The organism is Demequina gelatinilytica (genome assembly GCF_000971115.1).
In the GTDB taxonomy this organism is placed as follows: domain Bacteria; phylum Actinomycetota; class Actinomycetes; order Actinomycetales; family Demequinaceae; genus Demequina; species Demequina gelatinilytica.
In genome coordinates, this window is record NZ_BBLV01000010.1 from 1 (window position 1) to 22,990 (window position 22,990).

A 22,990-nucleotide genomic window follows, 5' to 3' on the forward strand; every position below is an offset into this window, starting at 1 on the left:
CTCCCGCGGCGGTCGCGCCGGCTGCTGCGCCCATCGCCGCGCCCGCCGCCCCGCCCGCACCCGCGGGACCCCCGGCACCTGCGGCTGCAGCGCCCGCACCCGCGTCGGTCGTGCCGGCTGTCGCATCGTCCATGCCGCCGCCCGCGCCGGCGCAGGCGGCCCCCGCCTCGACCCTGTGGTCGGGTCCCATCCCGGTCGCCGCGCCTGCCGACGCGGCCCCCGAGACCGACGACGACTACGACGACGCCACCATCATGTCGCCGGTCGACGACGACGCGACCGTCCTGTCGTCGCGTCGCGCCGCCACGCGGTGGGTGCTCGCGACGCTCGACGGCGCCACGTACGAGCTCCCCGCGCAGGGCGCGGTCGAGATCGGGCGCGCGAGCCGCGGACGTGTCGACGCTCCTGGGCGTCTCTTCATCACGGATCCCACGCGCACCATGTCGAAGAGCCACGTGCGCCTGAGGCGCGAGGGCGACGACTGGTTCGTCACCGACCTCCAGTCGACCAACGGCACGGCGAAGCGCCCCTCCGAGGGCATGCGGACCGTCCTTGCTCCCGGTGAGGAGGTCCCGGTCGACGGCGTGCTCGAGCTGGGCGACCTCGAGGTCCGGGTGCGCCGGGCCGACGAGGAGGGCTGAGCCGGTGACCTCGCTGGGCGTGCGTGGCGCCGGTGCGACCGCGACCGGTCGCAGGCGCGCGAACGAGGACAGCCTGCTTGCCGAGGCCCCGGCGTTCATCGTCGCCGACGGGATGGGCGGCCACGCCGCGGGCGCCGAGGCGAGCCTGGCGGTGGTCGAGGCGTTCCGTCCGCTCGCGGGCCGTGACGATGTCGAGCCGGCCGAGGCCGCCGCCTGCGTGGAGCGCGCGCGCGAGGCCGTGAGCCGCGTCGCCGCGGTCCACGGCGCCCAGTCGGGCTCGACCGTGACGGGTGCCGTCGGCGTGACGCTCGCGGGCGTGCCGTGGTGGCTGGTGCTCAACGTGGGCGACTCGCGGGTGTACTCGTACGGTGCCGGCGTGCTCGAGCAGATCACGCGCGACCACTCAAGGGTGCAGGAGCTGGTGGATGCCGGGCACCTGTCGCCGGAGGAGGCCGAGCGGCACCCCGAGCGCAACGTCGTGACGCGCGCGATCGGCGACGGCGGCACCGGTGTCGACGTGTGGCTGGTCCCGCGACGCCGGGGACGCGCGCTGGTGGCGGTATCCGATGGGCTCGTCAAGGCCGTGTCGGATGCCCGGATCGGGCAGCTCCTCGCGCTCGGCGGCGAACCCGGAGCGCTTGCGCAGGGGCTCGTCGACGCGGCCGTGGCCGCGGGCGCGCGCGACAACGTCACCGTGGTGGTCGCCGGCTCCGACGCGCCCGAGACGCCCGCCGGAGCGGAGACCTACGGCTGGCCGTTGTGGACGGGCGCCGTGACGGACGATGCGCTGGCGGCCGCGGCCGCGGCATCGAAGCCCGAGGCCGCCCAGGCGCCGGCGGCGCCCGCCGGTCCGGGCGAGCCCCCGGGCACGGAGCCCGAATCGGAACCGGACGACGCGACCGTGGTGTCCGCGCGCCTGCGAGGCGAGCCGGAACCGGACGACGCGACCGTGGTCTCGGCGCGCCTGCGAGGCGAGCCGGAACCGGACGACGCGACCGTGGTCTCGGCGCGCCTGCGAGGCGAGCCGGACATGGAGCCGGACGATGCGACCGTGGTCTCGGCGCGGCTGCGAGGCGAGCCCGTGCCGACCGCGGCGCCGCCTGCATCGTCCGCTTCCGCGGCCGCCCCGCAGCCGCACGTCGCGATCCTCGAGAGGGAGGCTCCCGAGCGCATCACGGCCGAGCTCGTCCATGTGGTCGCGCCGCTGTCGGTCGCGCCGCTGCTCGAGCCGTCCGAGCGCGAGCGTCGCGTGCGCGCCAAGGCGCGCCGCGCCCGCGCGACCTGGGTCGGGGTGATCGCGGGCACGCTGCTGGCGATGGCCGGGCTGGCCGCGCTCGAGGTGTGGCTGATCAGCGCGCTCTGAGGGGGGGGCTCAGTTGTCGTCGTGGCGCGTCCAGCGGAACGTGCGCACCGCGAGCACCAGCCCGACGACCACCCAGAGCGCCAGCACGGCGGCCGTGGCGGGGTGCTGCCAAGACCCGCTGGCCTCGGCCGCCTCGAAGCTCTCGGGCAGGAACACCGATCGCATGCCCTGCGCGAGCCACTTCAGCGGGAAGACCGCCGCGACGTGCTGCAGGAACGTCGGGATCTGCGTGTAGACCAGGAACACGCCCGAGGTGAACTGCAGGAACAGCACGATCGGCGTGATGATCGCCGAGCCGGCCTTGGCGTTCCTCAGCAGCGAGGACATCGCGATGCCGAGCGTGGTCGAGGCCGCGGTGCCGAGCAGGAACACCCACGTGAAGGTCCACCACCCCGAGCCCGACGGCAACGACGCGTCGTACATCGCGACACCGATCGCGACCAGGGCGGCGATCTGGACGACCGACACGATGAGCACCTGCGCGACCTTGGCCGCGAAGAAGGCGGTCGCAGGAAGCGGGGTCGCGTGGACGCGCTTGAGCACGTCCTCGTCGCGGTCGATCGCGATCGACATGGCAAGGGACTGGAAGCCGGTGTTGAGGATGCCCGAGGCGACCATGCCCGGCAGGAAGTACTGGGCGAAGGACACGCCGTCCGCGATCTCCTGACCCCCGAACACCGACCCGAAGAGCAGCAGCAGCATCATCGGGAAGAAGAAGATGAAGACCATCTGCTCGCGGCTGCGCAGGAACTCCTTGAGCTCGACTCCCAGCCGGCTCCGGGCCATGGCGGTCCACGCGGGCGCGGACGATGCGCTGGTGGCGGTCATGCTGCGGCCCCCTCGGCCTGGCTGGTGCCCGCGGTGCCCGCGGCCTCCCCGATCAGCTGCAGGTAGACGTCCTCGAGCGAGGGGTGGACCACCTCGAGGCCCTCGACCTCGCCCTCGGTACGCGCGAGGATCTCGCGCAGCAGCGCGGTCGGCGTCGCGGTCTCCTCGGTCCGGGACGTACCGGCCTCGGTCCAGGTGACCCGCGCATCGGCCGCGCGCGAGCGCAGGCCGCCGGGCGTGTCGAGCGCGACCATGCGGCCGGCGGCGATGATGCCGATGCGGTCCGCGAGGTGGTCGGCCTCGTCCAGGTAGTGGGTGGTGAGGAGGATCGTGGTGCCGTCCTCGCGGAGCGACTCGATGAGGGTCCAGAACTGTCGGCGCGCCTCGGGGTCGAAGCCCGTGGTCGGCTCGTCGAGGAACACCAGCTCGGGCCGGCCGATCACGGCGAGCGCGACGTCGAGGCGCCGCCGCTGGCCCCCCGACAGGGTCGCGGGCTTCGCCCCGGCCTTCTCCGCGAGCCCCACGGCGTCGAGCGTCGCGTCGACGTCCCGCGGGTGCGCGTAGAGGCTCGCGGCGTAGCGGAGCGACTCGCGCGCGGTCAGGGCGCCGTGCTCCGAGGTGCCCTGCAGCATGATGCCCAGGCGCGAGCGCCAGCCCTTGGTGGCGTGCTGGGGGTCCGCCCCGAGGACGGTGACGTCCCCCGCGGTGCGCTTGCGGAAGCCCTCGAGGATCTCGACGGTGGTGGACTTGCCGGCACCGTTGGGGCCGAGCAGGGCGAAGACCTCGCCCTGAGGGATCTCGAGGTCGAGCCCGTCGACGGCGGCCAGGTCGCCGTAGTGCTTGCGCAGGCCCTCGATGCGGATGGCCGGTTCGCTCATAGGGTCGAGCCTAGCCAGCATCGTGCTTGGAGTCCTCTGCCGGAGGATGAGGAAGGGGCGCATCGTCCACGTGGACGATGCGCCCCTCGGGTCGCCTCGGTGCCGCGCCTACTGCGCGAGCAGCTTCTGGATGCGGGTCACGCCCTCGACCAGGTCCTCGTCGCCGAGCGCGTAGCTGAGGCGCAGGAAGCCCGACGGGCCGAACGCCTCGCCCGGCACCACGGCCACCTCGGCCTGCTCGAGGATCACGGTCGCGAGGTCCGCGGAGGACGTGATCTCCACGCCGCCGACGGTGCGGCCGATGAGGCCCTCGACGCTCGGGTACGCGTAGAACGCGCCCTTGGGCGTCGGGCACACCACGCCGTCGATGGCGCGGAGCATCTCGACCATGGTCCTGCGGCGGCGGTCGAACGCCTCGCGCATCTCGTGGACCGCCTCGAGGCCGCCCTCGAGCGCGGCGATCGCCGCGCGCTGCGCGACGTTCGACACGTTGGACGTGAGGTGGCTCTGGAAGTTGCTGGCGGCCTTGGTGACGTCCGCGGGGGAGACCATCCAGCCCACGCGCCATCCCGTCATGGCGTAGGTCTTGGCGACGCCGTTGACCACGATCGTCTGGTCGGCGAGCTCGGGGACCACGCGCAGGATCGGCGTGAAGACGGCGTCGTCGTAGACCAGGTGCTCGTAGATCTCGTCGGTGATGACCCAGATGCCGTGCTCGAGGGCCCATTCGCCGATCGCCTTGGTCTGCTCCTCGGTGTACACCGCGCCGGTCGGGTTCGACGGCGAGCAGAACAGGAGCGCCTTGGTCTGCTCCGTGCGCGCCGCCTCGAGCTGCTCGACGGTGACCAGGTAGCCCTGCTCCGCGCCCGCGAACACCTCGACGGGTGTGCCGCCGGCCAGCGAGATCGCCTCGGGGTAGGTGGTCCAGTACGGGGCGGGGAGCAGCACCTCGTCACCGGGGTCGACGATGCTCGCGAAGGCCTGGAACACGGCCTGCTTGCCGCCGTTGGTGACGATGACGTTCGCCGGGTCGATCTCGTAGCCCGAGTCGCGCAGGGTCTTCGCCGCGATCGCCTTCTTCAGCTCGGGCAGACCCGTCGCGGGCGTGTAGCGGTGGTTGCGGGGGTCGGAGACCGCCGCGGCGGCGGCCTCGACGATGAAGTCCGGGGTGGGGAAGTCGGGCTCGCCGGCACCGAACCCGATGACGGGACGGCCGGCGGCCTTGAGGGCCTTCGCCTTGGAGTCGACGGCGAGGGTGGCGGACGGCGCGATGGCGCCGAGACGAGCGGAGACGCGGCGAGAGGGCTTCATGCTGGTCATTGTTCCACTACGTGGCGGTGCGCTCCGCCGCGGGGGGCGTCATCGAGGACCCGCCACCCGCGCTAGGCTGTCCGGGCGTCCAAGCGGGCGGCGACGATGCCGCTCACCAGACCCGGGTTCGACTTCTCACCGGGAACCGCGTAACATTGGACGTCGGCGATTGACTTTCGCCAGGATGGCTCGCGCCCTGAGGGCGGCCGGACTGGAGAGGGGACAGAGCCGCGGGGGCCTCCAGGCCCCCGAAGGGCAGTGGCGCAATTGGTAGCGCACCGGTCTCCAAAACCGGCGGTTGTGGGTTCGAGTCCCGCCTGCCCTGCGTCGCGCGGGGATCGCCCGCGTGAGCAATCCAGAGAGAAGGACTTTTCGGTGAGCGAATCTGCCGTGACGGATTCCGGAGAGAAGGACCCGCGGCACGAGACGCGCGAGGGTCTGGGCATCTTCGGACGCATCGCGCTGTTCGTGCGCCAGGTCATCTCGGAGCTTCGTCGTGTGGTCACCCCCACGCGCCAGGAGCTGGTCCGCTACATCTGGATCGTCCTCGGCTTCGTGGCCGTGATGATGGCCCTGGTGTTCGTGCTGGACGTCTCGTTCGGCTGGATCTCGCAGAAGGTGTTCGGCGGCTGAGGCCGCCCAAAGGGGAGTATGTGATGAGCGACGAGAACGTTGACGAGACCACGGTCGAGGGCATCGAGCCCGAGGCTGTCGTCGAGGCCGATGCTGCGCTGCCCGCGATCGACGAGGCGCCGGCGGACCCGGTGGCCGAGTTCAAGTCGCGCCTGCGCACCCTCGAGGGCGACTGGTTCGTCGTGCACAGCTACTCGGGCCACGAGAAGCGTGTGAAGCAGGCGATCGAGCACCGTATCGAGAGCCTTCACATGGAGGACTACATCTTCGAGGTGCAGGTCCCCATGGAGGAGGTCTTCGAGATCAAGGGCGGCCAGCGCAAGCAGGTCACCCGTGTCCGGATGCCCGGATACGTCCTGGTGCGCATGTACCTCACGGACGAGTCCTGGGGCGCCGTGCGCAACACCCCCGGTGTGACCGGCTTCGTCGGCCACGCCCACAACCCCGTCCCGCTCACCGTCGACGAGGTCTACTCGATGCTGGCGACCAAGGAGGTGGCCGAGGCGGCCGCCGCCGAGGACGCCACGGCACCGCAGACCCCCGTCGAGGTCGAGTTCGAGGTCGGCGAGTCGGTCACCGTCATCGACGGCCCGTTCGCGACCCTCCCGGGCACGATCTCTGAGATCTCCGTCGAGAGCCAGAAGCTCCACGTGCTCGTTTCCATCTTCGGCCGGGAGACCCCGGTCGAGCTGTCGTTCACGCAGGTCACCAAGATCTAAGGCGCGACAGCGCACCCGCGGCCGCCAAGCCGCACAGGCAACAAGATAAGGACCCTCAACATGGCACCCGCGAAGAAGAAGAAGGTCACTGGGCTGATCAAGCTTCAGATCCAGGCCGGCGCCGCCAACCCTGCCCCGCCGGTCGGTCCGGCGCTCGGTCAGCACGGCGTCAACATCATGGAGTTCTGCAAGGCGTACAACGCCGCGACCGAGTCGCAGCGTGGCAACGTGATCCCTGTCGAGATCACCGTCTACGAGGACCGGACGTTCACGTTCATCCTCAAGACCCCGCCGGCCGCAGAGCTCATCAAGAAGGCGGCTGGCGTCGCCAAGGGCTCGGGCACCCCGCACACGGTCAAGGTCGCGAACCTGACCGACGCGCAGGTGCGTGAGATCGCCGAGGCCAAGATGGCCGACCTCAACGCCAACGACATCGACGCCGCTGCGAAGATCATCGCCGGCACCGCCCGCTCCATGGGCATCACGGTCTCCTAAGGACCTCACACCCCAGTGGGAGGGCCGCGCTGGCCCGCAACCACGAACTGCAAAGGAAGATCGCAGATGACCAAGCGCTCCAAGGCCTACCGCGACGCAGCCCAGCTCGTCGACCGTAGCCAGCTCTACTCGCCGCTCGAGGCTCTCCGCCTCGCGCAGAAGACGGCCTCCAAGAAGACGGACTCGACCATCGACGTCGTCTTCAAGCTGGGCGTCGACCCCCGTCACGCGGACCAGATGGTCCGTTCCACCGTCATCCTGCCGAACGGCACCGGCAAGACCGCCAGGGTCCTGGTCTTCGCCAACGGTGACAAGGCAGAGGCTGCCCGCGAGGCGGGCGCCGACATCGTCGGTGGCGACGAGCTCATCGAGGAGGTGGCCGCCGGCCGCCAGGACTTCGACGCCGTCGTGGCGACGCCCGACCTCATGGGCAAGGTCGGCCGCCTGGGCCGCGTGCTCGGCCCCCGTGGCCTCATGCCGAACCCCAAGACCGGCACCGTGACGATGGACGTGGTCAAGGCCGTGTCCGACATCAAGGGTGGAAAGATCGAGTTCCGCGTCGACAAGCACGCCAACCTGCACACCGTGCTGGGCAAGGCGTCGTTCGGCGACCAGAAGCTGCTCGAGAACTTCCAGGCCGTGCTCGACGAGGTCCTCCGCGCCAAGCCGTCCGCCTCGAAGGGCCGTTACATCGTGAAGGCCGCGATCTCCGCGACGCAGGGCCCCGGCATCCCGCTGGACGCCCTCGCGAAGTCCGAGGCGTAAGCACCCACGTCCCGACGGCCCGGTCCCCGCGAGGGGGCCGGGCCGTCGGCGTCCCGGGAGCCTCCGCATCGTCCATTTGCATCTGGACGATGCGTCGCATAAGATAGTTGGGCCCAAGACCGCCGGTCGTCGGCGCCGGGATCTCCCGGCACCGACCGAAGCTCCGTACATGCGGGGACCAGCGCAGGTGAAGCTGAAAGCGCCGAGTGCGCGGACGTCTGGGCGACCTTCGGGTCGCCCTTTCTGTTTCGCGGACCAGGCCGCCCGGCCCCGCCTGCGCGGGGCCTTCTTCATGTCCGGGCCGGATGGCGGTCATCCGAAGGAAGGACAAACATGGCGACGCCAGACAAGGTGAACGCTGTTGCAGAGCTCGCGGACGACTTCCGCGACTCCGCGGCGGTGCTGATCACCGAGTACCGCGGCCTCTCCGTCCCGCAGCTTGCGAAGCTGCGCGGTGAGCTCCGTGGCGCCGCGACCTACAAGGTCGCGAAGAACACTCTGACGGCGCTCGCGGCCAAGGACGCCGGCATCGAGGGTCTTGACGACCTTCTCGTCGGCCCCACGGCCATCGCGTTCGTCACCGGTGACCCGGTGGAGGCCGCGAAGGGTCTCAAGGCTTTTGCCAAGGAGAACGACAAGCTCGTCATCAAGGGCGGCGTTCTCGAGGGCAAGGTGATCTCCGCTGATGAGGTCAAGAAGCTGGCGGACCTCGAGTCCCGCGAGGTTCTGCTCGCCAAGGCAGCCGGCGCTATGAAGGCGTCGCTCTTTGGTGCTGCATACATGTTCCAGGCGCCGCTGGCTCAGGCCGCGCGTGCCGTCGACGCCCTGCGTGCGAAGCAGGAAGACGCAGCCTGATCCAGGCTGCACCCCACTACACACATCTGCTTCACGCAGGCAAGAGAGAAGGAAGTCATCATGGCTAAGCTCACCACCGAGGAGCTCATCGAGCAGTTCAAGGAGCTCTCGCTCATCGAGCTCTCGGAGTTCGTGAAGGCGTTCGAGGAGACCTTCGAGGTCACCGCCGCCGCTCCGGTCGCCGTTGCCGCCGCCCCCGCCGCTGGCGGCGAGGCTGCCGCCGAGGTCGAGGAGAAGGACGAGTTCGACGTCATCCTCGCCGCCGTCGGCGACAAGAAGATCCAGGTCATCAAGGAGGTCCGTGCGCTGACCGGTCTCGGCCTGGGCGAGGCGAAGGCGCTCGTGGACGAGGCCCCCAAGGCCGTCCTCGAGGCCGCGAAGAAGGACGACGCTGAGAAGGCGAAGGCGCAGCTCGAGGCTGCCGGCGCCACCATCGAGCTCAAGTAAGCTCGTTCGGCCTCAGCCGAAGCACTCGAACGGGGTCGGGTCCGCAAGGACCCGGCCCCGTTCTGCTGTCCCCGTGCGACGATGCACGGGTTGCGTTTGGGGCACGATCGGCGTGTCGCCGACGAACTTGTGCCGCGGACTGGACAATCTGCGCGCGCCGCGATAGTCTGACGACTTGCGCTGTCTATCGCCCTGCCCTCATATGCCTACCTGGCGTGCGTCCGCTTGTAGCGGGTTTCGCCCCAGGATCCGGTGGAGCCGCGGCTAGGCATCGTGGTCACGCACGATCATAAAGGGAAGGAACCCCCCTTGGCTGCCTCGCGCACCGATTCCGCCATCTCCAACCGTTCCGCATCGCGCCGTATCTCCTTCGCCCAGATTCAGGACCCCATCGAGGTTCCCAACCTGATCGGGCTCCAGACGGAGAGCTTCGACTGGCTGCTGGGCAACACCGCCTGGCAGCAGCGCGTCACCGCCGCCAAGGACAGCGGCCGGAACGACGTCCCGGAGGTGGCAGGCCTCCAGGAGATCTTCGAGGAGATCTCGCCCATCGAGGACTTCGGACAGACCATGTCCCTGTCGTTCTCCGACCCGTACTTCGAGGAGCCCCGCTACACGCCCGAGGAGTGCAAGGAGAAGGACTTCACCTACTCCGCGCAGCTCTTCGTCACCGCGGAGTTCATGAACAACACCACGGGCGAGATCAAGTCCCAGACCGTGTTCATGGGCGACTTCCCGCTCATGAGCGGCCAGGGCACGTTCATCGTCAACGGCACCGAGCGCGTCGTCGTGTCGCAGCTCGTCCGTTCGCCCGGCGTCTACTTCGAGCGCACCCCCGACAAGACGTCCGACAAGGACATCTTCACCGCGAAGGTCATCCCCTCGCGCGGCGCCTGGCTCGAGTTCGAGATCGACAAGCGTGACGCCGTCGGCGTGCGCGTCGACCGCAAGCGCAAGCAGCCCGTGACGCTGTTCCTCAAGGCGCTCGGCATGAGCGACGACCAGATCGCCGAGGAGTTCGCGCAGTTCCCGGCCATCCTCGAGACCCTCGCCAAGGACACCGTCCACGGCCACGAGGAGGCGCTCGTCGACCTGTACCGCAAGCTGCGTCCGGGCGAGCCGCCGACCGTCGAGGCGGGCCAGAACCTGCTCGACAACTTCTACTTCAACTCCAAGCGCTACGACCTCGCGAAGGTCGGCCGCTTCAAGCTGAACAAGAAGCTCGGCCTCGCCAAGGAGCTCGGCGACTCGGTGCTCGGTCTCGACGACATCGTCGCGACCATCAAGTACATCGCCGCCGCGCACGCCGGCATCGGCACCCTCGAGGGCGCCGCCGGTGAGATCCGCGTCGAGACGGACGACATCGACCACTTCGGCAACCGCCGCATCCGCGCGGTGGGCGAGCTGATCCAGAACCAGATCCGCACGGGCCTGTCGCGCATGGAGCGCGTGGTTCGTGAGCGCATGACCACGCAGGACGTCGAGGCGATCACGCCGCAGACGCTCATCAACACGCGTCCCGTCGTCGCCGCGATCCGCGAGTTCTTCGGCACCTCGCAGCTGTCGCAGTTCATGGACCAGAACAACCCGCTCGCGGGCCTCACCCACAAGCGTCGCCTCTCGGCGCTCGGCCCCGGCGGTCTCTCGCGTGACCGCGCGGGCATGGAGGTCCGTGACGTCCACACGTCGCACTACGGCCGCATGTGCCCGATCGAGACCCCTGAGGGTCCGAACATCGGTCTGATCGGCTCGCTGGCGTCGTTCGGTCGCATCAACCCCCTCGGCTTCGTCGAGACCCCGTACCGCAAGGTCGTCAAGGGCATCGTCACCGAGCAGGTCGACTACCTCACCGCGGACGACGAGGACCACTACGTCATCGCGCAGGCGAACGCCGGCCTCGACGACAACAACCGCTTCACGGACGAGCGCGTGCTCGTGCGTGGCAAGGGCGGCGAGGTCGAGTTCGTCGCGCCCGAGGCGGTCGACTACATGGACGTCTCCCCGCGCCAGATGGTGTCGGTGGGTACGGCCCTGATCCCGTTCCTCGAGCACGACGACGCGAACCGCGCGCTCATGGGCGCGAACATGCAGCGCCAGGCGGTGCCGCTGGTCCGCTCCGAGGCGCCGCTCGTCGGTACCGGCATGGAGCGCCGCGCGGCCATCGACGCCGGCGACGTCATCATCGCCAACAAGGAGGGCGTGGTCACCGAGGTGAGCTCGGACCTCGTCACCGTGGCGAACGACGACGGCACCACCGGCTCGTACCGCATCGCGAAGTTCCAGCGCTCCAACCAGGGCACGTCCTACAACCAGCGCGTGATCGTCGACGAGGGCGACCGCGTGGTCGTCGGCTCGGTGATCGCGGACGGTCCCGCCACCGACGAGGGCGACCTCGCGCTCGGCAAGAACCTGCTGGTCGCCTTCATGTGCTGGGAGGGTCACAACTACGAGGACGCGATCATCCTGTCGCAGCGCCTCGTGCAGGACGACGTCCTCTCCTCGATCCACATCGAGGAGCACGAGGTCGACGCCCGTGACACCAAGCTCGGCCCGGAGGAGATCACCCGCGACATCCCGAACGCCTCGGAGGAGGCGCTCGCCGACCTCGACGAGCGCGGCATCATCCGCATCGGCGCCGAGGTCCGCGCGGGCGACATCCTGGTCGGCAAGGTCACCCCGAAGGGTGAGACCGAGCTGACCCCGGAGGAGCGCCTGCTGCGCGCGATCTTCGGCGAGAAGGCCCGTGAGGTCCGCGACACGTCGCTCAAGGTGCCCCACGGCGAGTCCGGCACGGTCATCGGCGTGCGCGTGTTCACCGAGGAGGACGGAGACGACCTCCCGGCCGGCGTCAACCAGCTGGTCCGCGTGTACATCGCGCAGCGCCGCAAGATCCAGGAGGGCGACAAGCTCGCCGGCCGTCACGGCAACAAGGGCGTCATCTCGACGATCCTTCCCGTCGAGGACATGCCGTTCCTCGAGGACGGCACGCCGGTCGACGTCATCCTCAACCCGCTGGGTGTCCCCGGTCGTATGAACGTCGGTCAGGTCCTCGAGACCCACACCGGCTGGATCGCGAAGCACGGCTGGGACGCCACCGGCGCCGAGGGCGAGTGGCTCAAGAACCTGCCCGAGGGCGCGGTCACGTCGGAGCCGGGCACCCCGGTCGCGACGCCGGTGTTCGACGGCCTGCGCGAGGACGTCCTCGGCGGCCTGCGCACCGTGGTCAACCCGAACCGTGACGGCGTGCGCCTGGTCAACCAGGAGGGCAAGGCCCGCCTGTACGACGGCCGCACCGGTGAGCCGTTCCCCGAGCCGATCGCGGTGGGCTACAAGTACATCCTCAAGCTCCACCACCTGGTCGACGACAAGATCCACGCTCGCTCGACGGGCCCGTACTCGATGATCACGCAGCAGCCGCTGGGTGGTAAGGCGCAGTTCGGTGGCCAGCGCTTCGGCGAGATGGAGGTGTGGGCCCTCGAGGCGTACGGCGCCGCCTACGCGCTCCAGGAGCTCCTCACCATCAAGTCGGACGATGTCACCGGCCGCGTGAAGGTCTACGAGGCGATCGTCAAGGGCCAGAACATCCCGGAGCCCGGGCTGCCCGAGTCGTTCCGCGTCCTCATGAAGGAGATGCAGTCGCTCTGCCTGAACGTCGAGGTCCTCAACCACGAGGGTCACGTCATCGAGATGCGCGAGACCGACGACGACGCCTACCAGGCGGCCGAGTCGCTGGGCATCTCGCTGTCCAGCCGCCCCGATGCCTCGAGCGTCGACGAGATCTAAGAGCCCCGAGCTCACTCCATTCAGGACAAGTTTCAGCCGGCAACCAGCCGGAGTTAAGGAAGTAGAACCTTGCTCGACGTGAACGAGTTCGGCGATCTGCGCATCGGCCTTGCGACCGCGGAGGACATCCGCAACTGGTCGCATGGAGAGGTGAAGAAGCCCGAGACGATCAACTACCGCACGCTCAAGCCGGAGAAGGACGGCCTGTTCTGCGAGAAGATCTTCGGCCCCACCCGCGACTGGGAGTGCGGCTGCGGCAAGTACAAGCGCGTCCGCTACCGCGGCATCGTCTGCGAGCGCTGCGGTGTCGAGGTGACCCGCTCGAAGGTCCGCCGTGAGCGGATGGGCCACATCGAGCTCGCCGCCCCGGTGACCCACATCTGGTACTTCAAGGGCGTCCCGTCGCGCCTCGGCTACCTCCTCGACCTCGCCCCGAAGGACCTGGAGAAGGTCATCTACTTCGCGGCGTACATGGTCACCGAGGTGGACGAGGACGGCCGCCACGAGGACCTTCCCCAGCTCCGCAACGAGATGGAGAAGGAGAAGAAGGCCCTCGCGAACGACCGCGACGTGCAGATCAACGCGCGTGCCGAGAAGCTCGAGAAGGACATCGCGGAGCTCGAGGCCGAGGGTGCCAAGGCCGACGTGAAGCGCAAGGTCAAGGACGGCGCCGAGCGCGAGATGGCGAACATCCGCAAGCGCGCGGACGCCGAGATCGAGCGCCTCGACGCGATCTTCGACCGCTTCGCCAACCTCAAGGTCCAGGACCTCGAGGGCGACGAGATGCTCTACCGCGAGATGTCGCGCCGCTACGGCTCGTACTTCAAGGGCTCGATGGGTGCGGAGGCGATCCAGAAGCGCCTCCAGACCTTCGACCTCGAGGCCGAGGCGGAGAAGCTGCGCGAGATCATCGCGACCGGCAAGGGCCAGCGCAAGACCCGCGCCCTCAAGCGCCTCAAGGTGGTCAACGCGTTCCTCACGACCACCAACTCGCCCGAGGGCATGGTGCTCGACTGCGTGCCGGTCATCCCGCCGGACCTGCGTCCGATGGTGCAGCTGGACGGTGGCCGCTTCGCGACCTCCGACCTCAACGACCTGTACCGCCGCGTCATCAACCGCAACAACCGCCTCAAGCGTCTGCTCGACCTCGGTGCGCCCGAGATCATCGTGAACAACGAGAAGCGCATGCTGCAGGAGGCCGTGGACTCGCTGTTCGACAACGGCCGTCGCGGCCGTCCCGTCACGGGCCCCGGCAACCGCCCCCTCAAGTCCATCTCGGACATGCTCAAGGGCAAGCAGGGACGCTTCCGTCAGAACCTGCTCGGCAAGCGCGTCGACTACTCGGGCCGTTCGGTCATCGTGGTCGGCCCGACCCTGAAGCTGCACCAGTGCGGTCTTCCCAAGCAGATGGCGCTCGAGCTGTTCAAGCCGTTCGTCATGAAGCGCCTGGTCGAGCTCAACCACGCGCAGAACATCAAGTCGGCCAAGCGCATGGTCGAGCGTTCGCGTTCCGAGGTGTGGGACGTGCTCGAGGAGGTCATCCGCGAGCACCCCGTGCTGCTGAACCGTGCGCCCACCCTGCACCGCCTGGGCATCCAGGCGTTCGAGCCCCAGCTGGTCGAGGGCAAGGCCATCCACCTGCACCCGCTCGTCTGCGGCGCGTTCAACGCCGACTTCGACGGTGACCAGATGGCCGTGCACCTGCCCCTGTCGGCGGAGGCGCAGGCCGAGGCCCGCGTGCTGATGCTCTCGAGCAACAACATCCTCAAGCCGTCGGACGGCCGCCCGGTGACCATGCCCTCGCAGGACATGATCATCGGTCTGTACCACCTCTCGCTCCTCAAGGAGGACGAGACCGGTGCCGGCCGCGTGTTCGGCTCGCAGGCGGAGGCGCTCATGGCGTACGACGCCGGCGCGATCTCGCTCAACGCGGAGATCTCGCTGCGCGTCGACGGCGACACCGTGCCGCCGGTCGACTTCGAGCTGCCCGAGGGCCACGTCGCGGGTGAGACGTTCATGCTCACCACGACGCTCGGCCGCTCGCTGTTCAACGACCTGCTGCCGGTGACGTACCCCTACGTCAACCGCAACGTCGACAAGAAGGTCCTCGGCGACATCGTCAACACGCTGGCCGAGCGCTACCCGAAGGTCGAGGTCGCCGCCTCGCTCGACGCCCTCAAGGCGGCGGGCTTCCACTGGGCCACCCGCTCGGGCGTGACCATCGCCATCGGCGACGTCGCGACGCCTGCGAACAAGCAGGAGATCCTCGAGCGCTACGAGGCCCAGGCCGCGAAGGTCCAGGACCAGTTCGACACCGGTCTCATCACCGATGACGAGCGCCGTCAGGAGCTCATCGAGATCTGGACCCAGGCGACCAACGAGGTCGACAAGTCGATGCGCGAGTCCTTCCCCAAGCACAACACCGTCCACACCATGGTCGGCTCGGGTGCTCGTGGTAACTGGATGCAGGTCCGCCAGATCGCCGGTATGCGCGGCCTCGTGGCGAACCCGAAGGGTGAGATCATCCCGCGTCCGATCAAGTCGAACTACCGCGAGGGCCTGTCCGTCCTCGAGTACTTCATCGCGACCCACGGTGCTCGTAAGGGCCTCGCGGACACCGCGCTGCGTACCGCGGACTCGGGCTACCTCACGCGTCGTCTGGTCGACGTCTCGCAGGACGTCATCGTCCGCGAGGACGACTGCGGCACCGAGCGCGGCCTGACGATGCCCATCGTCGAGGTCCTCGCCGACGGCACCAAGGTCAAGCACGACCGCGTGGAGACCTCGGTCTTCGCCCGGACGCTGGCCACCGACGTGCTCAACGCTGCCGGCGAGGTCGTCGCCAAGGCGTCCGCCGACATCGGCGACGTGCTGATCGACAACCTCATCGAGCACGGCGTCGAGGAGGTCAAGGTCCGCTCGGTCCTCACCTGCGAGTCCGTCGTGGGCACGTGCGCGCGCTGCTACGGCCGCTCGCTCGCGACCCGCGAGCTGGTGGACATCGGCGAGGCTGTCGGCATCATCGCCGCGCAGTCGATCGGTGAGCCCGGCACGCAGCTGACGATGCGTACGTTCCACACCGGTGGTGTCGCCTCCGCGGATGACATCACGCAGGGTCTGCCGCGTGTCCAGGAGCTCTTCGAGGCCCGTACCCCCAAGGGTGAGGCCCCGATCTCCGAGGTCACCGGTGTGATGAAGGTCGACGACTCCGAGGCGACCCGTCGCCTGGTGGTCACCCCGGACAACGGGGACGAGCCGGTCGAGTACCCGGTCACCAAGCGTTCCCGCCTCCTGGTCCAGGACGGCGAGCACGTCGAGGTGGGCCAGCAGCTCGTCGCCGGTGCGGTCGACCCGAAGAACGTGCTGCGCATCCTCGGCCCGCGCGCCACCCAGAAGCACCTGGTGGACGAGGTCCAGAACGTGTACCGCTCGCAGGGCGTGGAGATCCACGACAAGCACATCGAGGTCATCGTGCGTCAGATGCTGCGCCGCGTGACCGTGCTCGACTCGGGCGAGACCAACCTGCTTCCTGGCGAGCTCGTCGAGCGTGCTCGCTTCGAGGGCGCGAACCGCGAGACCGTGACCGCCGGCGGCAAGCCCGCATCGGCGCGTCCCGAGCTCATGGGCATCACGAAGGCGTCGCTTGCGACCGAGTCGTGGCTGTCCGCGGCCTCCTTCCAGGAGACCACGCGCGTCCTCACCGAGGCCGCGATGTCCGGCAAGTCGGACTCGCTCCTCGGGCTCAAGGAGAACGTCATCATCGGAAAGCTCATCCCCGCTGGTACGGGCCTTGCCCAGTACCGCACGGCGACGGTCGAGCCCACCGAGGAGGCGAAGGCCAACCTGTTCCCGACCTTCGGGTACGAGGAGTGGGACGGCCAGTACTTCGGCGAGGGCACCGGCGAGGCCGTGCCGCTCGAGGAGTTCGACATCCGAGACTGACATACGACGGGGCCGGGCGGTTGTTATGCCGCTTTTGACGGCGGCGCGGAGCGCAGGTATCTTAGATGCTTGTGCCCGCGTCGCCGGGCCCCCGAGTCGCGCCCAGGGCGCGATACCCGATGGATCGACACGCCCGGGCGCGGGGGTCGGCCGATACGAGAAGAACGTTCCCGCAGAACCACAGAGACACGGAGAAGTAGTGCCTACGATTCAGCAGCTGGTCAGGAAGGGTCGCCACCCCAAGGCCTCGAAGACCAAGACCCCGGCTCTTCAGTCGAGCCCCCAGCGTCGCGGCGTGTGCACGCGCGTCTACACGACCACCCCCAAGAAGCCGAACTCGGCCCTTCGCAAGGTTGCCCGTGTGCGCCTGTCGACCGGCATCGAGGTCACCGCGTACATCCCCGGTGAGGGCCACAACCTCCAGGAGCACTCGATCGTGCTCGTCCGTGGTGGTCGTGTGAAGGACCTCCCGGGTGTCCGCTACAAGATCGTCCGTGGCTCGCTCGACACGCAGGGCGTCAAGAACCGCAAGCAGGCTCGCAGCCGCTACGGCGCGAAGATGGAGAAGAAGTAATGCCTCGCAAGGGACCGGCCCCCAAGCGGCCGATCATCAACGACCCCGTCTACGGCGCTCCGGTCGTCACGCAGCTGATCAACAAGGTCCTGCTCGACGGCAAGAAGTCGACCGCCGAGGCGATCGTCTACGGCGCCCTCGAGGGCGTCCGTGAGAAGTCGGGCCAGGACCCGGTCGTCGTGCTCAAGCGCGCGCTGGACAACATCCGCCCGGCCCTCGAGGTCCGCAGCCGCCGCGTCGGTGGTGCGACCTACCAGGTCCCCGTCGACGTGCGCCCCGTGCGTCAGACCACCCTCGGCCTGCGCTGGCTGGTCGACTTCTCGCGCCAGCGTCGCGAGAAGACCATGACCGAGCGCCTCATGAACGAGATCCTCGACGCGTCCAACGGCCTCGGCGCCGCTGTCAAGCGCCGTGAGGACATGCACAAGATGGCCGAGTCGAACAAGGCGTTCGCGCACTACCGCTGGTAGTCGCAGGCCAGTTCGTTCGCACTAGAACCGAGGAGAACCACTCGTGGCACAGGACGTGCTGACGGACCTCACGAAGGTCCGCAACTTCGGCATCATGGCCCACATCGATGCCGGCAAGACGACGACGACCGAGCGAATCCTGTTCTACACGGGTATCACCTACAAGATCGGCGAGGTGCACGACGGTGCCGCGACGATGGACTGGATGGCCCAGGAGCAGGAGCGCGGCATCACGATCACGTCGGCCGCGACGACGTGCTTCTGGAACAACATCCAGCTGAACATCATCGACACGCCCGGTCACGTGGACTTCACGGTCGAGGTGGAGCGCAACCTCCGCGTCCTCGACGGTGCCGTCGCCGTGTTCGACGGCAAGGAGGGCGTCGAGCCCCAGTCGGAGACCGTGTGGCGCCAGGCGGACAAGTACAACGTCCCCCGCATCTGCTTCGTCAACAAGATGGACAAGATCGGTGCGGACTTCTACTTCACCGTCGACACCATCAAGTCCCGTCTCGGTGCGCGCCCGCTGGTCATCCAGCTGCCGATCGGTGCCGAGTCCGACTTCCTCGGTGTGATCGACCTGGTCCAGATGAAGGCCCTCGTGTGGCCCGGTGACGCCAAGGGTGACGTGACCCTGGGTGCGCAGTACGAGACCCAGGACATCCCGGCCGACCTGGCCGAGAAGGCCGCGGAGTACCGCGCCGAGCTCCTCGAGACGGTCGCCGAGACCGACGAGGCGCTCATGGAGAAGTACTTCGAGAACGGCGACCTCTCGGTCGACGAGATCAAGGGCGCCATCCGCAAGATGGTCATCAACTCTGAGATCTACCCGGTCCTGTGCGGCTCGGCGTTCAAGAACCGCGGCGTGCAGCCCATGCTCGATGCGGTCGTGGACTACCTCCCGTCGCCGCTCGACATGCCGGCGATCGAGGGTCACGACGTGCACGACGAGGAGAAGGTCATCGAGCGTCACGCCGACGCGAACGAGCCCTTCTCGGCCCTCGCGTTCAAGATCATGACGCACCCCTTCTTCGGCCGTCTGACCTACATCCGCGTGTACTCCGGCAAGGTCGACTCCGGCGCCCAGGTCATCAATGCGACCAAGGGCAAGAAGGAGCGCATCGGCAAGATCTTCCAGATGCACGCCAACAAGGAGAACCCGGTCGACTCGGTCACCGCGGGCCACATCTACGCCGTCATCGGCCTCAAGGACACCACGACCGGTGACACCCTGAGCGACCCGAGCGCGCAGGTGGTCCTCGAGTCGATGACCTTCCCCGAGCCCGTGATCCACGTGGCGGTCGAGCCCAAGACCAAGGGCGACCAGGAGAAGATGTCGGTCGCGATCCAGAAGCTGGCCGAGGAGGACCCGACCTTCCGCGTCAAGCTGGACGAGGACACCGGCCAGACCGTCATCTCCGGCATGGGCGAGCTTCACCTCGACATCATCGTCGACCGCATGAAGCGCGAGTTCAAGGTCGACGCCAACGTCGGCAAGCCGCAGGTCGCGTACCGCGAGACCATCCGCGGCACCGTCGAGAAGCACGACTACACCCACAAGAAGCAGACGGGTGGCTCGGGCCAGTTCGCCAAGGTGCAGATCTCGATCGCGCCGCTCGAGGCCGACTCCGAGGTCATGTACGAGTTCGAGAACGCCGTCACCGGTGGTCGCGTGCCGCGCGAGTACATCCCGTCGGTCGACGCCGGTATCCAGGACGCGATGAACGTCGGCATCCTCGCCGGCTACCCGATGGTGGGCGTCAAGGCCACCCTGCTGGATGGCCAGTACCACGATGTCGACTCGTCGGAGATGGCGTTCAAGATCGCCGGCTCGATGGCCTTCAAGGAGGCCGCGCGCAAGGCCCAGCCGGTCCTGCTCGAGCCCGTCATGGCCGTCGAGGTCCGTACGCCCGAGGACTACATGGGCGACGTGATCGGCGACCTCAACTCCCGCCGTGGCCAGATCCGTCAGATGTCCGACGCCGCCGGCGTCAAGGTCATCGACTCTCTGGTCCCGCTGTCGGAGATGTTCGGCTACGTCGGCGACCTGCGTTCCAAGACGCAGGGTCGTGCGGTGTACTCGATGACCTTCGACAGCTACGCCGAGGTTCCTCGCAACGTTGCCGAGGAGATCATCGCTAAGACCCGGGGCGAGTAGTCCCACCGGTTGAAGTAGGAAACAATACGACCAGTAGGGATACGCCCCACGATGGCAGCGGCCATCGGCAGTCGGATCCTCTACCCGAGTCTCACCACCAATTCAGGAGGAAGCCAAAATGGCTAAGGCCAAGTTCGAGCGGACCAAGCCGCACGTCAACATCGGCACCATCGGTCACGTCGACCACGGTAAGACCACGCTGACCGCTGCGATCTCGAAGGTCCTGCACGACCAGTACCCGGACCTCAACCCCTTCACGCCGTTCGAGGACATCGACAAGGCTCCCGAGGAGCGCGAGCGCGGTATCACCATCAACATCGCGCACATCGAGTACCAGACCGAGAAGCGCCACTACGCGCACGTCGACGCTCCGGGTCACGCCGACTACATCAAGAACATGATCACCGGTGCGGCCCAGATGGACGGCGCGATCCTCGTGGTCGCGGCGACCGACGGCCCGATGGCCCAGACGCGTGAGCACGTGCTGCTCGCCCGCCAGGTGGGTGTGCCCTACCTGCTCGTGGCCCTGAACAAGTCGGACATGGTCGACGACGAGGAGATCCTCGAGCTCGTCGAGGTCGAGGTGCGCGAGCTCCTCTCCTCGCAGGGCTTCGACGGCGACAACGCTCCGGTCATCCGCGTCTCGGCGCTGAAGGCGCTCGAGGGCGACGCCGAGTGGGTCAAGTCGGTCCAGGAGCTCATGACGGCCGTGGACGAGAACGTCCCCGAGCCCGAGCGTGACATGGACAAGCCGTTCCTCATGCCCATCGAGGACGTCTTCACCATCACCGGTCGTGGCACCGTCGTCACCGGCAAGGTCGAGCGCGGCAAGCTCAAGATCAACTCGGAGGTCGAGATCCTCGGCATCCGCGAGCCGCAGAAGACCACGGTCACCGGTATCGAGATGTTCCACAAGCAGATGGACGAGGCGTGGGCCGGCGAGAACTGCGGTCTGCTGCTCCGTGGCACCAAGCGCGAGGACGTCGAGCGCGGCCAGGTCGTGGTCCAGCCCGGCACCACCACCCCGCACACCCAGTTCGAGGGCCGTTGCTACATCCTGGACAAGTCCGAGGGTGGCCGCCACAACCCGTTCTACTCGAACTACCGCCCGCAGTTCTACATCCGCACCACGGATGTGACCGGCGTCATCACGCTGCCCGAGGGCACCGAGATGGTCATGCCGGGTGACACCACCGAGATGTCGGTCGAGCTCATCCAGCCGATCGCCCTCGAGGAGGGTCAGGGCTTCGCGATCCGCGAGGGTGGCCGTACCGTCGGTTCCGGCACCGTCACCAAGATCATCAAGTAAGTCCAGCACTTACCTGAGCGAGGGCCCCCGCCGCAAGGCGGGGGCCCTTGTCGCGTTCCCGGACGGGGACGGGCAGGCGCCGTACGGCTGTTAGCGTGGGCGCGTGGCAAGCGTCCTGACCCGAGCCGAACGGCTCGCCCGATCCATCGCCGTGTGGGACCCGCACCGCGACACCGCCCACGCCTCGCTCCTGAGCGGCAGCGGCCGCTCGGGCACCACGTGGCTCATGGAGGCGTACTCGCGTGCGGGACGCCTGCGGCCCATCTTCGAGCCGATCCGACCGGACCTCGACGCACGCTTCAGCGACCTCAGGCCGGGTCGCTTCGTCCCCGTGGACGCGCCGCGCCTGCCCGCGCAGGAGGCCGTCGAGGACGTCCTGACCGGGCGCTCGCGTCACCCGTGGGCGGACCAGGAGGCGTCGCTCAACCCGTTCACGCGGTACGAGGGACGGCTCATCAAGGAGATCCGCTTCCCCATGTGGGCGGGCTGGGTCGCGCGCCGGCACCCCGACGTGCGCATCGTCCACGTCATCCGCCACCCGCTCGCGACCCTGAGCAGCCAGAGCGTGCTCGGGTGGACGCCCGACCGGCTCCACTACATGCTCGCCCAACCCGAGCTGGTGGACGGCCTCCTCGGCGACCTCGCCCTGGACAGCCTCGCGCTCGAGGACGATGCCACCGCGCTGGTCGCGCGATGGGCCGTGGAGAACCTCGCGGCGGCACGCACCTACGGCGGCGACCGCACGGCCCTCGTCTCGTACGACGTGGCGGTCGAGGACCGGTCCGAGCTCGCGGACGGAGCCGCCTGGCTCGGCATCCCCGCCGCACGGCTCACCGACCTCGAGCGGCCGTCGAAGATGACGCACGCGAAGGGTTCCAACGCCCATGCGGGCAAGGACCCTCGTGCGTGGATGAAGCGGATCAGCCCCGAGCAGCAGTCGGCCGCGGGGCGGGTCCTCGAGGTCGTGGGTCTCGCGGACGCGTTCCCGTTGGACGGGACGGTCGACCGCGCCGCGCTTCAGCGGTGGTGGGACGGGGAGGGACGCGGCTGAGCCGAGCGGCTCAGGTCCAGCCCTCGCCCAGGTCCCGTACGGCGATCGCCAGCTCGAGGACTGACGCGTCGGAGCGCAGCACCTGGACGTCCTGGGCCTCGAGGCCCGCGGTGAGCCGGGGATCCGCCGCGCCGACGGGGGCTGCTGCTGCCGCCGGTCGGGCGTGCGCGATCACGCGCTCCCCGTCCTGGGAGACGCCCATGAGCACGGGCCCCGCGTAGCCCCCGGACGCGTCGTAGGAACCGAGCCCGCCCACCACCATGGCGTGCTCCCACCGCCAGCGAAGGTCGCGTGCGTAGGGGCGGAGGCGCGGATCCGTCACGGAGTCGGGGAAGCGGTCCGGGCGCTCGGGCCGCCACGGCTCGAGTCCGGAGCCCCGCAGCCGCCACGCGACAGCGGCGGCGGGCGCGAGCACGATGAGCGACGCGGCGGGGTGCACCCACCCGAGCGCCGCCGCCGGCACCACGACGGCGAGGCCGATGCCCACGGGCCGGGCCCAGGCGCGCAGGCCGTCGCCGGGCTGGGCCGGGCCTGGATCGACCGCGGGGGACAGGACCGTCATGGGACTCCTCCAAGCCTGGACGCGCGGGCGCCTCCCGCATCGTCACCCTACCGCCGGGCGGTGCGTGGCCCCACGCGTGACGTTCGCGGTAGGCGAGCGGGACGTGGAGGCCGTATCCTCGTGAGGACGAAGGGAGCCGGCCGCGCTGACCGCGGTCGACGGCTCCCGGTGACCGTTGCGCTCCGTCTTGCACGGATGGGGCGTAT

19 protein-coding genes and 1 tRNA gene are annotated in these 22,990 nt (G+C 68.8%); 16 read left to right on the forward strand and 4 right to left on the reverse strand.

Going from position 1 to position 22,990, the window contains the following annotated elements; translation table 11 throughout:
- Both AOM00_RS09510 and AOM00_RS15220 read left to right on the forward strand, forming a co-directional pair.
- The coding region (locus AOM00_RS09510; protein WP_228373464.1) for an FHA domain-containing protein at positions 1–641 on the forward strand (641 nt) is incomplete at its 5' end.
- A 4-nt stretch (positions 642–645) separates the two neighbouring features.
- Positions 646–2,004 (forward strand): PP2C family protein-serine/threonine phosphatase, encoded by a 1,359-nt coding sequence (locus AOM00_RS15220; RefSeq protein WP_082096871.1) that lies wholly within the window; start codon positions 646–648, stop codon positions 2,002–2,004.
- A 9-nt stretch (positions 2,005–2,013) separates the two neighbouring features.
- Here AOM00_RS15220 and AOM00_RS09520 read toward each other — a convergent pair whose 3' ends face one another.
- The 3 genes from AOM00_RS09520 to AOM00_RS09530 all read right to left on the reverse strand — a co-directional run bounded on the left by AOM00_RS09520 (position 2,014) and on the right by AOM00_RS09530 (position 5,021).
- A complete protein-coding gene (locus AOM00_RS09520) occupies positions 2,014–2,832 on the reverse strand; it encodes an ABC transporter permease (RefSeq protein WP_062517579.1) in 819 nt (272 codons plus the stop codon).
- On the reverse strand, positions 2,829–3,710 hold the full coding sequence (locus AOM00_RS09525) for an ABC transporter ATP-binding protein (protein WP_062517580.1): 882 nt from the start codon (positions 3,708–3,710) through the stop codon (positions 2,829–2,831). Before AOM00_RS09525 ends, AOM00_RS09520 begins: the two co-directional genes overlap by 4 nt.
- 108 nt (positions 3,711–3,818) lie before the next feature.
- Positions 3,819–5,021 carry a pyridoxal phosphate-dependent aminotransferase gene (locus AOM00_RS09530; RefSeq protein ID WP_174442337.1) on the reverse strand — a complete coding sequence of 401 codons (1,203 nt, stop codon included), beginning with the start codon at positions 5,019–5,021 and terminating at the stop codon, positions 3,819–3,821.
- A gap of 252 nt (positions 5,022–5,273) precedes the next feature.
- On the opposite strand from AOM00_RS09530, the gene AOM00_RS09535 reads away from it, so the two are divergent.
- From AOM00_RS09535 to AOM00_RS09600, 14 genes are all read left to right on the forward strand, one after another.
- A tRNA-Trp gene (locus AOM00_RS09535) sits at positions 5,274–5,346 on the forward strand.
- Positions 5,347–5,396: 50 nt separating this feature from the next.
- Entirely contained in the window at positions 5,397–5,654 is a 258-nt protein-coding gene (gene secE / locus AOM00_RS09540; RefSeq protein WP_062517582.1) for a preprotein translocase subunit SecE, read from the forward strand.
- A gap of 23 nt (positions 5,655–5,677) precedes the next feature.
- Complete coding sequence (nusG, locus tag AOM00_RS09545; RefSeq protein ID WP_062517583.1) at positions 5,678–6,373, forward strand: transcription termination/antitermination protein NusG; 696 nt, start codon at positions 5,678–5,680, stop codon at positions 6,371–6,373.
- Positions 6,374–6,433: 60 nt separating this feature from the next.
- The gene (gene rplK, locus AOM00_RS09550) at positions 6,434–6,868 is read left to right on the forward strand and encodes a 50S ribosomal protein L11 (protein ID WP_062303259.1); all 435 of its coding nucleotides are present in this window, start codon (positions 6,434–6,436) and stop codon (positions 6,866–6,868) included.
- Between the two features lie 66 nt (positions 6,869–6,934).
- Entirely contained in the window at positions 6,935–7,633 is a 699-nt protein-coding gene (rplA, locus tag AOM00_RS09555) for a 50S ribosomal protein L1 (RefSeq protein ID WP_062517584.1), read from the forward strand.
- A gap of 333 nt (positions 7,634–7,966) precedes the next feature.
- A complete protein-coding gene (gene rplJ, locus AOM00_RS09560) occupies positions 7,967–8,488 on the forward strand; it encodes a 50S ribosomal protein L10 (protein ID WP_062517585.1) in 522 nt (173 codons plus the stop codon).
- Positions 8,489–8,548: 60 nt separating this feature from the next.
- Positions 8,549–8,935 carry a 50S ribosomal protein L7/L12 gene (gene rplL, locus AOM00_RS09565; RefSeq protein WP_062517586.1) on the forward strand — a complete coding sequence of 129 codons (387 nt, stop codon included), beginning with the start codon at positions 8,549–8,551 and terminating at the stop codon, positions 8,933–8,935.
- Between the two features lie 309 nt (positions 8,936–9,244).
- Entirely contained in the window at positions 9,245–12,718 is a 3,474-nt protein-coding gene (rpoB, locus tag AOM00_RS09570) for a DNA-directed RNA polymerase subunit beta (protein ID WP_062517587.1), read from the forward strand.
- A 69-nt stretch (positions 12,719–12,787) separates the two neighbouring features.
- A complete protein-coding gene (locus AOM00_RS09575) occupies positions 12,788–16,660 on the forward strand; it encodes a DNA-directed RNA polymerase subunit beta' (RefSeq protein WP_062517588.1) in 3,873 nt (1,290 codons plus the stop codon).
- A gap of 199 nt (positions 16,661–16,859) precedes the next feature.
- Positions 16,860–17,234, forward strand: a complete 375-nt coding sequence (rpsL, locus tag AOM00_RS09580; RefSeq protein ID WP_042213193.1) for a 30S ribosomal protein S12 — start codon at positions 16,860–16,862, stop codon at positions 17,232–17,234.
- The gene (gene rpsG / locus AOM00_RS09585; RefSeq protein ID WP_042213191.1) at positions 17,234–17,704 is read left to right on the forward strand and encodes a 30S ribosomal protein S7; all 471 of its coding nucleotides are present in this window, start codon (positions 17,234–17,236) and stop codon (positions 17,702–17,704) included. The genes rpsL and rpsG overlap by 1 nt, the downstream gene beginning before the upstream one ends.
- 43 nt (positions 17,705–17,747) lie before the next feature.
- Positions 17,748–19,862, forward strand: a complete 2,115-nt coding sequence (fusA, locus tag AOM00_RS09590; protein ID WP_062517589.1) for an elongation factor G — start codon at positions 17,748–17,750, stop codon at positions 19,860–19,862.
- 118 nt (positions 19,863–19,980) lie between these two features.
- Positions 19,981–21,171 (forward strand): elongation factor Tu, encoded by a 1,191-nt coding sequence (tuf, locus tag AOM00_RS09595; protein ID WP_062517590.1) that lies wholly within the window; start codon positions 19,981–19,983, stop codon positions 21,169–21,171.
- Positions 21,172–21,274: 103 nt separating this feature from the next.
- Positions 21,275–22,222 carry a sulfotransferase family protein gene (locus AOM00_RS09600; RefSeq protein WP_062517591.1) on the forward strand — a complete coding sequence of 316 codons (948 nt, stop codon included), beginning with the start codon at positions 21,275–21,277 and terminating at the stop codon, positions 22,220–22,222.
- A 10-nt stretch (positions 22,223–22,232) separates the two neighbouring features.
- On the opposite strand, the gene AOM00_RS09605 is transcribed toward AOM00_RS09600, so the two are convergent.
- The gene (locus tag AOM00_RS09605; protein ID WP_062517592.1) at positions 22,233–22,784 is read right to left on the reverse strand and encodes a hypothetical protein; all 552 of its coding nucleotides are present in this window, start codon (positions 22,782–22,784) and stop codon (positions 22,233–22,235) included.
- Positions 22,785–22,990 lie beyond the last annotated feature (206 nt).